A 13,364-nucleotide genomic window follows, 5' to 3' on the forward strand; every position below is an offset into this window, starting at 1 on the left:
AGTTACAATCGTCAGATCAGAGAAGATCACATTAAATGAATAGGGCTACATCGTTGTTAAAAGAGACCAATAGAGCTCGTCTGATCAAAGATAAGTTGATAACCGTATTGGTCAAGGCTAGTGGCCTAGGAATGCTGGTGGGCTTATTCGGCATTCTTATTTATTTCATTTCAGAAACCCTGCCGATTTTTGGCACTTCCACCTATCAGCAAACGGAATATCACCTGCCTGTTTCCGGTAATTCATTCATTGATGTCAATATTGATAATACCGGTCGAAATGGCACAGCAATTAACAACAAAGGCGAGGTTATCTACTTCTCGCTAGATGATGATATTAAAGTGATCAATCGAGCCTTGGCGCAAAAAGATCCGGTAGCTATAGCGAAGGACTCTCCGCAACCATGGACGGCAATGATAGATGCGAGTGGCAATATAGAAGTGGTGATGCCCGAATTTATCGTCTCTCATTCGCAAACTAGAAAGGTGTACACGCCTAACTTGAGAGTGAATCGTGAGCTTTCGGCTCTTCGATTCGATAATCCCAACTTTGATACCCAATATTTAGATTTCTCCGTGCTACCGGCTGGTGCGGTACTCGCTAGAGCGAGCGAAACAGAGGTAGAAGTCTTTGATTACTTTGCAGGGAATAGCTACCGAATAGTGTCGTTACCTGTGGAGTTTGATGACGTCAACGGCCTGTATATCGCCAGAGATGGGCTTTATGTGGTAGTGCTTGATGGAGACACAGCAAAATTATTCTTTCGGCGCACTAGGACGGAAGAGTTTAGGCTAGCGTTTCAGCATCAAGAGAAAACACAACAAGGGACCCATAGAGAGTTTAAGTTTCTCAGTGGAGATAAAGGTGCCATTGTCTCCAATGGCACTGAAGATCTCGAATTTTGGTTCTTGGTGTTTCAAAATGAAAGGCGCTTGCAGACTGCTCGAAAATATACGACCAGCTCCGAGGTGACAAATATACTTTCAGAGCACACGACCAAAGGCTTTTGGACTATTGGTGCCGATGGAACGCACAGTCTTTTTTATGCGACACGCTCTAAACCGATTTTAAACGTAAGCACTGATGGCCCTCCATTATTGAGCGCCTTATCGCAAAACGATCGTTACTTGATGAGTGTATATCAAGATAAAATCCAGCGCTTTCGCATTGATGCCCCTTATCCTGAGATCTCTGTAAAAGAGCTGACGCAAAAGGTGCAATACGAGGGTTATTCCGAGCCCGATTACGTTTGGCAAACCTCTGCGTCAGCAGAAGATGTCGAGCCCAAGTTTAGTCTTGTTCCCTTGGTGTTTGGTACCATTAAAGCGGCGCTGTATGCCATGTTGTTTTCTGTACCTATCGCGGTACTAGGTGCTGTCTACACTGCCTATTTCATGTCGACTAAGATGCGAAATACCATCAAACCGGCGATTGAATTGATGGAAGCGCTGCCGACATTAGTGATTGGTTTCCTTGCGGCAGTTTGGCTTGCGCCTATTATGGAGAAAAACCTACTCGCCTTTATGCTGAGCATTGTGGTTATTCCACTTACCGCCCTTGGGTGTGGTGGTTTATGGGCATCACTACCATTGCGAGTAAAATCTCAAGTACCCAAGGGATTACACCTAATTACTTTGCTGCCAGCGATTGTTCTGATTTGGTGGGGACTGTTTGAATACTCTCCATACTTGGAAAAACTCTTCTTTGATGACGGCTTGATTTACTTTCTTGCCGACAAGGGGTGGGACTATCAGCAGCGCAATACCTTAATTGTTGGTATTGCGATGGGATTTGCGGTTATCCCAACCATATTTACCATCTCGGAAGATGCTATTTACTCTGTGCCTAAGCATTTATCCAATGGTGCATTGGCGCTAGGCGCTACCGAATGGCAAACCCTGACTCGAGTCGTATTATTGACAGCAAGCCCCGGTATTATATCCGCCATTATGTTGGGATTAGGGCGCGCAATGGGAGAAACCATGATAGTGCTAACGGTAACCGGGAATACGCCAATAACCGACTGGAATGTGTTTGAAGGCTTGCGTTCATTGACGGCAACCATTGCGACGGAATTGCCGGAATCAAAAGTGGGCAGCTCCCACTATCGATTGCTGTTTTTGTCAGCTCTGATTTTGTTTTTGTTTACCTTTATTGTGAATAGCGTCGGTGAGAGTGTTCGCCAGCGTCTTCGTGATAAGTATCGATCTCTATAGGCAGGTATACTGAGTGATTAAGTGGTTTAGGTCGGGTAAACCTTGGATATGGTTAACTTCCATGGCAGTGACGATCAGTATTCTTTCAATGCTGACCGTACTGCTGTTTATCGGCTGGAAGGGCATGAGTCACTTCTGGCCACAAACGGTTTATGAGTGGAAGAACGACTCAGATCAGCCATTAATTGGCCAGATTTATCAAACACAGCGGGTGCCCTGGTCTCAATTATCCATAACTCAACGCCAAGCTATTCCTAGCACTTTGCGAAGTGAACTAGAAACTCAGACTCTTCCCGAGCTTGAGCGTCTGGTGATTAAGGTGGGTAACCGAGATATCTATGGGGGGGATTTTGTCTCAGAGTTTTCTCATGATTGGTCACAGCCTGTTGCTGAACCTGATTTACTCGTAATAGAGCGAAGAAGAGGCGGTCAGTTCTTTGGCCGCGTCGTAGCCTTTGAGGATCAAGGTGAAAAACACCCGATTAGCTCTGCAAAAGAGATAAAAGAGTTACTGGCTCTTACTCAAGGAGAGAGAGATAAGATTGAGTCTATAGTCGATACGCAGGTTGAGCCCGCAAGTGATGGATTGCGAAGAGCAGACCAGGCATTGCGTCGCTTGCAAGCGGATAACTCGACCGATAAACAACGAATTTCGCAATTGGTGTCCACCAAAGATCAGCTGAATGCCAATAGAACTCAAGCGGAACTGCAGATAGAAGAAATTCGCCAGCAAATAGAGCAACGTATGCTGGTGGTAAAGGACATGAATGGCGATGTTCACAGTATCAGCTTTTCTTTGATTTTAGATGCTTGGTATCCAAACCAGATGACCTTGCTTGATAAAGTGGGGCATTGGTTTCACCAAGGCGCCTTATTCTTGTATGACGAGCCTCGTGAGTCCAACTCTGAAGGTGGCGTGTTCCCCGCTATTTTTGGCACCATATTATTAGTCTTGCTCATGTCGGTCGCTGTGATGCCACTGGGGGTGCTTGCAGGGTTATATTTGCATGAATATGCCCAGAATAATTGGCTGACTCGATTGATTCGAATCACAGTACAGAACCTCGCTGGTGTTCCGTCGATAGTATATGGGGTATTTGGCTTAGGCTTCTTTGTGTATACCCTAGGGGGGAGCATCGATGATCTGTTCTACTCTGACAACTTGCCTGCGCCCACCTTTGGCACACCAGGCTTGCTATGGGCATCGTTGACTTTAGCCATGTTAACCCTGCCAGTGGTAGTTGTGACCATTGAGGATGGCTTGTCGCGTATTCCCAAATCGGTGAGAGATGGCGCGTTTGCTCTTGGAGCGACTAAATCTGAGACCATTTTTAGAGTGATATTGCCAATGGCGCTTCCTGCTGTACTGACCGCACTCATCTTAGCGGTGGCGAGAGCGGCAGGTGAAGTGGCGCCACTGATGTTAGTTGGGGTGGTGAAACTTGCGCCTAACCTGCCTATTGATGGTCAATTTCCTTATATACATTTAGAGCGTAAGTTTATGCACCTTGGCTTCCATATCTATGATGCTGGATTTCAAACCACTAATTTAGAAAGCGCCAAGTCATTGGTCTATGCGACTTCTATGTTGCTTGTTACCGTTATTATCGGCTTGAACCTTATAGCGATTCGCATACGAAACTCTTTACGCAACAGTTACCGAAATTTAGGATTTGATGAGCATGTACTCTAGCCCTGCAACAATAAATGTATTGAAGCCTCTTGATGTTGCTAACCTGCCTGCAGGAAAAACTGCGATAGAGATAGAAAACCTCAACCTTTTTTATCGTCAAAAGCAGGTATTACATGATATCTCTATGCGAATTCCCAAAGGTAAGGTAACGGCATTCATTGGACCATCAGGCTGTGGCAAGTCAACTATCATGCGTTCTATCAACCGAATGAACGACCTGATAGAGGGGTGCAAAGTCGAAGGCAATATTCGATTACTTGGTAAGGATATCTACGATGAAGAGGTCGATGTATCCGCGTTAAGACGAAGAATTGGTATGGTTTTTCAAAAACCGAATCCATTTCCTAAAACCATTTACGAGAATGTAGTTTTTGGGCTTCGCTTACAAGGCATTAAAAACAGTCGAGTACTTGATGATTGTTGTGAACAAGCACTGCGCGGTGCAGGGCTATGGGATGAAGTGAAAAATCGTCTCCATGAAAATGCAGTGAACCTTGCAGCGGGTCAACAGCAAAGGTTGGTCATTGCCAGAGCCATTGCCATTGAGCCTGAAGTATTGCTACTTGATGAGCCAACTTCTTCATTGGATCCTATCTCTACACTGACCATTGAAGAGCTGATCAATGATCTAAAAACAAAATACACGGTAGTCATCGTCACCCATAACATGCAACAGGCCGCTAGGGTCAGTGATTACACGGCGTTTGTGCATATGGGAAGAATTGTTGAATACGCGGATACAGATACGGTGTTCACATCACCGAAAGAGAAGAAAACTGAAGATTACATAACGGGTCGAATAGGGTAAGGAGAAGTAAACTAAATGCATACTGGTCGCCATATATCGGGGCAATATAACGTTGAGCTAGAGGCTATTCGAAGCCATGTCCTCACCATGGGAGGATTGGTAGAGCAGCAATTGGCATATGCATTGCGCTCGCTGGTTAAGCAAGACTATGAGCTGGCGAAAAAGGTAGTGGCCGAAGACCATAATGTAAACTCTATGGAAGTCGTTATCGATGAGGCGTGCACTAGGATCATCGCAAGGCGTCAGCCGACAGCCGGTGATTTAAGGTTGGTCATGACCATTATCAAGACCATCACTGAACTCGAACGCATTGGGGATGTGGCTTCACGACTTGCTCGCACCTCTTTGGAAAACAAAAGCGCAGATCCTCGCTATCAAAATTCTCTTGAGCCTCTTTGTCGATTGGCTATTGATATGCTTCATCAAGTGCTCGATGCCTTTGCTCGCCTTGATATTGACGCGGCGGCAAACATCTATGAGATCGATGATAGAGTGGATGAGGAGTATCAGAATATCATTCGTCAGCTCACCCAAAATATGATGGATGAAACGGAAATGATTCCAACTATCTTGCAGGTAATGTGGTCAGCCCGAGCTATCGAGCGCGTTGGGGATCGTTGTCAGAATATCTGTGAATACATTATCTACTGCGTGAAGGGTAAAGACGTTAGGCATTCTGACGATAAAGAAATCTACAAATACAAAGATAAAGAGTAAGCCTCCTTACTCTTTACTCCATAGAAAACTTACTGGAACCCTTATTGGAAAAGGCTTTTCACGGACTGAATAGCAGTAAATCCAGTCACAGGGATCTGGAAGTCATCCACGTCACTGGCTCCCATTTGCGCTTCGTTTTGAATACACGTCATCTTGCTTGCGCGTACGGTTTTTCCTGACAAGTGCAGCTCGCTGATGCCTGTCTTATTCAAAATCTCTTGCGCATTGCCAGCATGAACGCCAGCCCCGGCCATAATCTGAATTCGTCCAGCCGCTTGTTGATGTAGCGTAGCCAGTGTTTCGATACCTGCCTGTGCTGTGCTTTTTTGTCCAGACGTCAGGATTCGTTCGCATCCAAGGGAGATAACGTCTTCCAATGCTTGCTCAACATCTTGGCATTGATCGATCGCGCGATGAAAAGTCACCCCCATTCCTGATGCTGCGTCGATGAGCTTTTTGCACATAGAAACATTTACTTTGGCATCAGTGGTCAAAACACCAATGACGATGCCATCTAAGTTCGCCTCTTTCGCAGCCTGAACATCGGCAAGCATGATGTCGAGATCTTCTTCTGAGAAGAGGAAGTCGCCTTGTCTAGGTCTTATCATTGCATAGATTGGGATGGAAGAGGCTTGTTTAGCTTGCTTCATGAATCCAAAGCTGGGAGTGAGTCCACCAAGAGCCAGTGAAGAGCAAAGCTCGATACGTGTTGCGCCAGCGCGAATCGCCGTGTGTAGGGATTCTATATTGTCGATACAAACTTCAAGTTGATAGGTCATAGGAATAGGCCGAGTGATTTTTCACGATTATATCTAATCACCAGACAATAAAAAGCAGGCCAATACAATGTATTGGCCTGCTTAACGTTAATTAGCTACAAGTAGTGAATTACTTGCTTAGGTCTGAAGCGTGCTCAGATAGGAAGTCTGCAACACCTTTTGGAGATGCGTCCATACCTGCTTTGCCTTCTTCCCACTGTGCTGGGCAAACTTCACCATTCTTCTCGTGGAAGTTTAGTGCATCAACCATGCGTAGCATTTCGTCGATGTTACGGCCTAGAGGAAGGTCGTTAACTACTTGGTGACGTACAAGACCGTCAGCATCGATTAGGAAAGAACCACGGAAAGCAACGCCTGCTTCTGGGTGCTCAACATCGTATGCTTTACAGATTTCGTGCTTAACGTCAGCAACTAGTGGGTATTTAACTGGACCGATACCGCCATCTTCGATAGCAGTGTTACGCCATGCGTTGTGAGAGAACTGAGAATCGATAGAAACGCCGATTACTTCAACGCCTTTGTCTTGGAAATCTTGGAAACGGTTGTCGAACGCGATCAACTCAGATGGGCAAACGAAAGTGAAGTCTAGAGGGTAGAAGAAAACTACCGCTGTTTTGCCTTTAGTGAATTCTGCAAAGTTGAAGTTATCAACGATCTCACCATTGCCTAGTACAGCTGCTGCTGTGAAATCTGGTGCTTGACGGCCTACTAATACCATTTTGAACTCCTAAAATATGTAATGATGCCTGTGTTTCAGGCTTAGTCCATGTTTGTACGGGACAAACTATAATACACAATATACTATTGAAAAAAGCGAATTAAATAGATTAAGTCAATCGAAAAAAGCGATGTTTAAAACTTGTTAACCAGCGCACAAAACGAATGATAACCGACGGTAATTTTTGAAACTTATATGAATAAATGGCCCAGTCTCAAACAGCTCCACTATCTGATCACTTTGCATGAAACGCGTCACTTTGGTGAGGCCGCTCAGCTGTGTTTTGTTAGCCAATCGACTTTAAGCAAAGGGATTCAGAATCTCGAAGAGCAATTTGGTTGTTCACTGTACGAGAAGAAAGATAAGAAGAGTGCATTGGTGTTTACCCATATCGGTGAAATGGTGGTTAAACAAGGACGAGAACTGCTCACTAAGAGTCAAGATTTGATGGAGCTTGGCCAACTTGCGTGTGGCGGTGCAATGCAGGGGCAATTGAGGCTTGGGGCTATCCCCACTATCGCCCCGTTTCTTTTAAGTGGCCTGGTTCATGAAGTGAACAAAAACTTCCCCGACTTAACCTTATTACTAAGAGAAGACACCACCGCAAATCTGCTGACGGCTTTGCAAGACGGACAATTGGATGTATTAGTGCTAGCCCTGCCTGTGGATATCGGTAACTTTGCCAGCAAGGTGGTTGGGCGAGATCAATTTAGAATGGTGATCAGTGAATCTCAAGCGGGAAGCGTAAAGACTCCATTGCATTATTCGGATCTCCCTGATGAGTCGGTGTTCTTACTAGAAAAAGAGCACTGCCTTACCGATCATGCCGTTTCAGCGTGTAATCTGACTGAAAAGAGCAAGATAAACCCATTTACAGCAACGAGTTTACATACCTTAGTACAGATGGTGGCCAATGGTCTGGGCACTACCTTTATTCCTCAGATGGCGATTGATCACGGGCTACTGGCAAACCATTCACTGCGTGTTATCGATCCACCAGGTCGTCAGGCCTACCGCAATATAGGGTTAGTGTGGAGGCCAAGCAGTACCCGAACTGAAACCTTTGCTCAATTGGCCGAAGTGATCGAGAAATTATTAGAGAAATAACGATATAGCCACATTTTCTGCTCCCTTGCGTATATCTAAATGAGTCTAATTTTCAGAAAGATCCCCAATTTAGTTGATCCTCTATAGTTGGTGGTCTTTACTGAAAAGTAGTGTGGGGGTGTATCATGCAAAAACATCAGTTCGACCAATGGATTCATGCTGATATCGAGAGGCATATGGAAGTGCCAAAAGTCTTCGTTATCGGGTGTGCTGATCTTTCTACTTATCAGCTTGCTGTTGAATTTAAGCACAAGCTTGAGCCGATACGTGAAGACGATAAGCCAATGTCTTTTGCTTCATTAGAGATCGTCAAAGAAGAGTTGATTAAGCTTGGATTAGATAGCGCTTACTTGCGACTGCATAACGCTTATGACGAATGTGGCTCACCAGAAGACAAGCTATATTGTGATATTGAGTTATCTCTTAAGAGTTACTAGCGCTCAGCAAATTCGAGCTATTGGCTTTCAAGCAAAATAGAGTGGGTAAAGTGGCTTCGTAGGTAAAAACCTCGAGGCAAGGTCTTTATTTGCTTACCACTCGCACCATAGGCATCAGTCAGCGCTCGACTATTGGCGGCTTTAGGGCGAATTTGCATGACCTCACCGTGCCTTGCACTGATCTCATGGATCCTTCCTGTAGCGATCATCTCCATTAATTCCTCCCAATCCTCTCTCAGCAATGTTTCTTGTTCTTGAGATGGTGTCCATAATTTGGGAAAACCGACGTGGCGCTCTGCAATGGGTAATTCTCTCTCACCTTCTACCGGAACCCACAATACCTTGCTGAGTTTTTGCCTGACATGACTTTGCTGCCATGTCAGTCCATGAATTCCAGTCAAGGGTGCGACACAAACAAAGGTGCTCTCTAGAGGTTTACCTGAGTGACTAAGAGGGATTGTTTTTAGTTCGATACCAAGGTGAGCAAAATCTTGCTCAGGTCTACTTCCTGCTTCAGCACCAAGGTGAGCTTCGATAAGTTGACCTACCCAGCCTTTATCGCGACGAAGATCCTTTGGCACCTCAATACCCGCTTCTTCTGCTAATTCAGCAAAGGAATATCCAGCTAAGGATTCTGCTCTGTCTAGCAGTTCTCGCTCGGATTGTGGGGGAGTTGTCTGCACAGCTGATCTCCATTTGCAAAAGATCGTTATTTATCAAAGATCTTTGATGATAGGGGAATGGGCAATTATAAGCCAACTAGAGTGCAAAATGAAGGTTATCCACAGGGTGGGTGATAATAACTGTAATAATTGATACTTATGTATAAATAAACAGGGGTTTATGTCACGTTATAGGCTTGTTTTGCTGACTTAAGTATGCCTCTCTAAGCTTAGTGTGTGGATAAATGAATGTATGGTTGAATTTTGAACGATCCTAAAGGATCAAATATTAAGCAATTACACCCTGAGTGATCTATATACAATTTTTGGTTTATGGTGTTGATATTTAAAGGTTTATTATTTTGTTGTTATGCCTTTATAGTTTTCATTGAGATCAAAAATTAGTCCGTAAATTATTTATCTCAAGTTTTCTCACAAAGTTACTCACAGATATAGTGAATAAATAGCACTAAACAAAGTGACTCTGTTGATAAAGTAAGATTTGCTCGCTATTTATCCAATGTTGGCATCCTGACTTCATAGTTTGACAACTTTTACTACGGTTGCATTTGCTCAACTGGGGGATCTGTGGAAAAATCGACTCATATAAAATTTATCAGTAGAGGTTAGCCAGTGATCGATGGCGATGGTTACCGCTTAAATGTGGGAATCGTAATATGTAACAACCACGGTCAAGTGTTTTGGGCTAAACGATACGGACAACATTCATGGCAATTTCCACAAGGTGGAATCGACGACGGTGAGACGCCAGAACAGGCGATGTACCGAGAATTGTATGAAGAGGTCGGATTAACCAAACAAGATGTAAGAATTGTCACTACTAGTCGTCATTGGTTGCGTTATCGCTTACCAAAAAGATTGGTACGTTGGGACTCCAAACCTGTCTGTATCGGGCAAAAACAGAAATGGTTCTTATTGCAACTCACCTGTGATGAATCGCAGGTGAACATGCAAAGAGGGCCAACTCCAGAATTTGATGGATGGCGTTGGGTAAGTTTTTGGTACCCAGTGAGACAAGTTGTCTCTTTTAAAAGGGATGTCTACCGCAGAGCAATGAAAGAATTCGCTTCTTTTGCTATGCCTTTCACAGATCGAAAGCAAAACCGAAAACGCAAACACCGCAAAGGGTAGTGAGGCGCAATAATGCTAAATCAGCTAAGGGATATAGTTGAGCACGTATCTCGGGTCGAAGATATACATCAAGCACTTGAGGTGTTTGTTGAACGTACCTGCGATGCGATAAATAGCGAATGTTGCACCATTTACCTTTCTAATCACCAAAAGCAGCGCCTTGAGTTAATGGCAACCAAGGGGCTGACTTTTTCTGGTGAGCGCCTGCATATAGGCTTTCAAGAGGGTTTGGTTGGCTTAGTCCATAGAACCGCAGAACCCTTAAACGTTGCAAAAGCTTCTCTACACCCTGATTTTAAATTTTTCCCCCAGCTTGGCGAAGACGTCTATCAAGCCTTTTTAGCGACGCCTATTGTCCACCGCAAGCGAATGCTTGGTGTGGTGGTCATCCAACAGAAAACGCCGCGATTATTCAGTGATACCGAAGAGTCTTTTCTAGTGACTCTCGCCGCTCAGTTAGCGGTGCTTATTGCCAGTGAGCAACAGCAAGGTAATTGGCTTCTACAAGAAAGAAAAAGCTCCACTGTAACTGGTCTCTCAGCATGTAACGGGATTGCGATTGGACCTATTTGGCGTGGTAACGATGAGCCCTTGCTCAAAGACGTATCACCCGCATCTGCTATTGATATCGAGAAAGACAAGGAATGGCTTCTCGTAGCGATAGAGTCGGCTCTGACCGAGTTTAGACGCCTTAGAAAGCAACTCGATAGCGACCTTAATAAAGATGCCTTAGCTATCTTTGATTTGTTTACTCACCTTTTGAATGATCCCAAACTTCGTGGAGATCTGATTAAGCAGATAGAGAAAGGGGACGCTGCTGATTGGGCTCTGCGTCAGGTGATAGAGCGTTACTCTAATCACTTTGCCCGTATGAATGATATTTACCTTCAAGAGCGCTCTCAAGATGTTAGGGAGCTAGGTCAGAGGTTGCTGTATTTCCTCTATCATTCGCAAGCCAAAGAAATCAAACTTGAGAAACCGGTTATCTTTGTCGTGAACGAGCTCACAACGACGTTGTTAGCATCAGTACCAAGAGATAAGCTCCTTGGGGTGATTTCATTGCAAGGTGGGGTAAACTCTCACGCGGCAATCCTATCTCGCGCTTTGGGCATACCGTCGGTCATTGGTTCAAACCTCAAAGGTATCGAAGCAGATGATAGACATATCATCTTAGATGGCTATAGCGGTGAGGTATTGCTAAACCCTACAGCCAAAGAGATGAGCGACTATCAGAAGCTATTGGCTGAAGAGCAAGAAGTTCGCTCTATGGTTGAATCAGAGGTGCGTGAGCCAGCGCTAACCTCGGATAAGGTTCCTATCACTATTTTGCTTAATGCTGGATTGGGCGGCGACGCGAGCTACTCATTCTTTGATGTTGTGGATGGTGTGGGACTCTATCGTACCGAGATATCCTTTATCGTTAAGCAGGCCTTCCCTTCCGAAGATGAGCAGGTGGAGACGTATCGAAAAGTTTTGGCGTACTCACAGGGGAAACCGGTTGTGATGAGGACGTTAGATATTGGTGGGGATAAATCACTACCATACTTCCCAATGGAAGAAGAAAACCCATTCTTGGGCTGGAGGGGGATTCGCTTTACTCTCGATCATCCTGATATCTTCTTGATTCAGGTTCGAGCGATGATGAGAGCGAGTGTCGGTCAAAAGAGTGAACTGAAGATCCTTTTACCTATGATCTCCGGCGTGCCTGAATTGGATTCCGCACTCTCTTTGATTGCTCAAGCTTATCATGAGGTGGCGCTCACTCATCCGCGAGTGAAAAAGCCTAAAGTGGGCATCATGCTTGAAGTACCTTCCATGATCTATCTACTGCCGGTGATTGCCAAGCGCATTGATTTTGTCTCTGTGGGGACTAATGACCTTACTCAATATCTATTAGCCGTGGATCGAAACAACAGCCAAGTTTCAGAGCTCTATGAAGTGGTGCACCCCTCGGTATTGATGGCGTTAAAACAAATACACGATGCCTGTCGATACTCAAAGATCCCCGTTTCAATCTGTGGCGAGTTAGCGGGTGACCCTATCGGTGTTTTACTGTTATTGGGTTTGGGATTCAAACAACTTAGTATGAACTCAGCCAATGTGGCCAATATAAAATACGTAATTAGGCAATCAAATCTTGATGATTTAGAGGCGCTTGCCAATCAAGCCATAACTAAAGCGTATGCCTCTGATGTGCATAAGCTTGCCTTCGACTACCTAGAGAAACGAGACCTTGCCGGGTTTGTTCGGCCCGGAAAACATTAATGATTACATTCGAATTAATCGCCATCTTAGTGATGATTGGTGCGCTGGTGGGCGTGCTTGCAGGATTGCTAGGCATCGGCGGTGGCCTTATTATCGTTCCTGCATTGTTATTTTTACTGCCAAAGTCCGGCGTATCAGCGGATATTGCCATGCAAATGGCTCTGGCTACTTCCTTAGCTTGCATCATCATTACCTCTGGTTCATCGGCACTCAATCACTATCGAGTGAACAATGTTGATATGTTTGTGGTCAAATTCTTGATTCCAGGTGTGATACTGGGCGGCTTTGGTGGTAGTTTTGTCGCTGAATTTATACCAAGCCAGTATTTGCCCCCTGTTTTTGGTTGTATTGTCCTGTTCTTATCCATCAAGATGTTTATCTCGGTGAATGCAAGAGCGGTAAAACCTTTACCAAGCGCAACAAAGACCTTTATATCTGGAACTACGATCGGTACTATCTCAAGCCTAGCGGGTATCGGAGGTGGCTCTCTGATGGTTCCATTTCTTAACCGTCACGGCATAGAAATGCGCAAAGCGATTGGCACTTCATCGTTTTGTGGTGCACTACTTGCTGCTTCTGGAATGATTGGTTTTATTCTGCATGGAGTCGGGGCGAAAGACTTGCCCGCCCATAGCGTGGGCTATGTGTACCTTCCAGCCTTGCTGGCGATTGCCTGTAGCTCTGTACTAACCAGTAAGCTTGGTGTGAGGTTAACCTCGGTATTACCCACCCAGGTACTGAAAAAATGTTTTGCCGTATTGCTGCTGATAATAGCGATACGAATGCTTTTCTTTTAATGATTTGCTCTAA

12 protein-coding genes are annotated in these 13,364 nt (G+C 44.8%); 9 read left to right on the forward strand and 3 right to left on the reverse strand.

Features of this window, described 5'->3' with window-relative positions:
• Positions 1-35: 35 nt before the first annotated feature.
• The 4 genes from A6E01_RS02560 to phoU all read left to right on the forward strand — a co-directional run bounded on the left by A6E01_RS02560 (position 36) and on the right by phoU (position 5,434).
• Positions 36-2,216, forward strand: coding sequence for an ABC transporter permease subunit (locus A6E01_RS02560; protein ID WP_017028930.1), 2,181 nt, complete (start codon positions 36-38; stop codon positions 2,214-2,216).
• Between the two features lie 61 nt (positions 2,217-2,277).
• Positions 2,278-3,909 carry a phosphate ABC transporter permease PstA gene (pstA, locus tag A6E01_RS02565; protein WP_065209492.1) on the forward strand — a complete coding sequence of 544 codons (1,632 nt, stop codon included), beginning with the start codon at positions 2,278-2,280 and terminating at the stop codon, positions 3,907-3,909.
• Entirely contained in the window at positions 3,899-4,717 is an 819-nt protein-coding gene (gene pstB, locus A6E01_RS02570; protein WP_017028928.1) for a phosphate ABC transporter ATP-binding protein PstB, read from the forward strand. Before pstA ends, pstB begins: the two co-directional genes overlap by 11 nt.
• 15 nt (positions 4,718-4,732) lie before the next feature.
• On the forward strand, positions 4,733-5,434 hold the full coding sequence (gene phoU / locus A6E01_RS02575) for a phosphate signaling complex protein PhoU (RefSeq protein ID WP_017028927.1): 702 nt from the start codon (positions 4,733-4,735) through the stop codon (positions 5,432-5,434).
• A gap of 41 nt (positions 5,435-5,475) precedes the next feature.
• Here the strand turns inward: phoU and A6E01_RS02580 are convergent, their stop codons facing one another.
• On the reverse strand, positions 5,476-6,213 hold the full coding sequence (locus tag A6E01_RS02580) for a copper homeostasis protein CutC (protein ID WP_065209493.1): 738 nt from the start codon (positions 6,211-6,213) through the stop codon (positions 5,476-5,478).
• Positions 6,214-6,322: 109 nt separating this feature from the next.
• Positions 6,323-6,931 (reverse strand): peroxiredoxin C, encoded by a 609-nt coding sequence (locus tag A6E01_RS02585; RefSeq protein WP_017028925.1) that lies wholly within the window; start codon positions 6,929-6,931, stop codon positions 6,323-6,325.
• Between the two features lie 195 nt (positions 6,932-7,126).
• On the opposite strand from A6E01_RS02585, the gene A6E01_RS02590 reads away from it, so the two are divergent.
• Both A6E01_RS02590 and A6E01_RS02595 read left to right on the forward strand, forming a co-directional pair.
• Complete coding sequence (locus A6E01_RS02590) at positions 7,127-8,038, forward strand: hydrogen peroxide-inducible genes activator (protein WP_017031251.1); 912 nt, start codon at positions 7,127-7,129, stop codon at positions 8,036-8,038.
• Between the two features lie 125 nt (positions 8,039-8,163).
• Complete coding sequence (locus A6E01_RS02595) at positions 8,164-8,475, forward strand: DUF6482 family protein (RefSeq protein ID WP_017028923.1); 312 nt, start codon at positions 8,164-8,166, stop codon at positions 8,473-8,475.
• 17 nt (positions 8,476-8,492) lie between these two features.
• On the opposite strand, the gene mutH is transcribed toward A6E01_RS02595, so the two are convergent.
• Positions 8,493-9,158, reverse strand: coding sequence for a DNA mismatch repair endonuclease MutH (mutH, locus tag A6E01_RS02600; RefSeq protein ID WP_065209494.1), 666 nt, complete (start codon positions 9,156-9,158; stop codon positions 8,493-8,495).
• A 612-nt stretch (positions 9,159-9,770) separates the two neighbouring features.
• Here mutH and rppH point away from each other — a divergent pair.
• The 3 genes from rppH to A6E01_RS02615 are packed head-to-tail and all read left to right on the forward strand — an operon-like array spanning position 9,771 to position 13,351.
• A complete protein-coding gene (gene rppH, locus A6E01_RS02605) occupies positions 9,771-10,289 on the forward strand; it encodes an RNA pyrophosphohydrolase (protein WP_017028921.1) in 519 nt (172 codons plus the stop codon).
• Between the two features lie 12 nt (positions 10,290-10,301).
• Positions 10,302-12,554, forward strand: coding sequence for a phosphoenolpyruvate--protein phosphotransferase (gene ptsP, locus A6E01_RS02610; protein ID WP_017028920.1), 2,253 nt, complete (start codon positions 10,302-10,304; stop codon positions 12,552-12,554).
• Between the two features lie 2 nt (positions 12,555-12,556).
• Positions 12,557-13,351, forward strand: a complete 795-nt coding sequence (locus A6E01_RS02615) for a sulfite exporter TauE/SafE family protein (RefSeq protein ID WP_026012702.1) — start codon at positions 12,557-12,559, stop codon at positions 13,349-13,351.
• Positions 13,352-13,364: the final 13 nt, after the last annotated feature.

It is taken from the genome of Vibrio breoganii, assembly GCF_001677275.1.
Classification (GTDB): Bacteria; Pseudomonadota; Gammaproteobacteria; order Enterobacterales; family Vibrionaceae; genus Vibrio; species Vibrio breoganii.

What these genes read in the sequence shown, in the direction of transcription:
- A6E01_RS02585 (WP_017028925.1), bottom strand. Translation starts at nt 6,931, where the DNA reads ATGGTATTAGTAGGCCGTCAAGCACCAGATTTCACAGCAGCAGCTGTA.
- A6E01_RS02580 (WP_065209493.1), bottom strand. Translation starts at nt 6,213, where the DNA reads ATGACCTATCAACTTGAAGTTTGTATCGACAATATAGAATCCCTACAC.
- phoU (WP_017028927.1), top strand. Translation starts at nt 4,733, where the DNA reads ATGCATACTGGTCGCCATATATCGGGGCAATATAACGTTGAGCTAGAG.
- pstB (WP_017028928.1), top strand. Translation starts at nt 3,899, where the DNA reads ATGTACTCTAGCCCTGCAACAATAAATGTATTGAAGCCTCTTGATGTT.
- A6E01_RS02560 (WP_017028930.1), top strand. Translation starts at nt 36, where the DNA reads ATGAATAGGGCTACATCGTTGTTAAAAGAGACCAATAGAGCTCGTCTG.
- A6E01_RS02590 (WP_017031251.1), top strand. Translation starts at nt 7,127, where the DNA reads ATGAATAAATGGCCCAGTCTCAAACAGCTCCACTATCTGATCACTTTG.
- ptsP (WP_017028920.1), top strand. Translation starts at nt 10,302, where the DNA reads ATGCTAAATCAGCTAAGGGATATAGTTGAGCACGTATCTCGGGTCGAA.
- A6E01_RS02595 (WP_017028923.1), top strand. Translation starts at nt 8,164, where the DNA reads ATGCAAAAACATCAGTTCGACCAATGGATTCATGCTGATATCGAGAGG.
- pstA (WP_065209492.1), top strand. Translation starts at nt 2,278, where the DNA reads ATGGCAGTGACGATCAGTATTCTTTCAATGCTGACCGTACTGCTGTTT.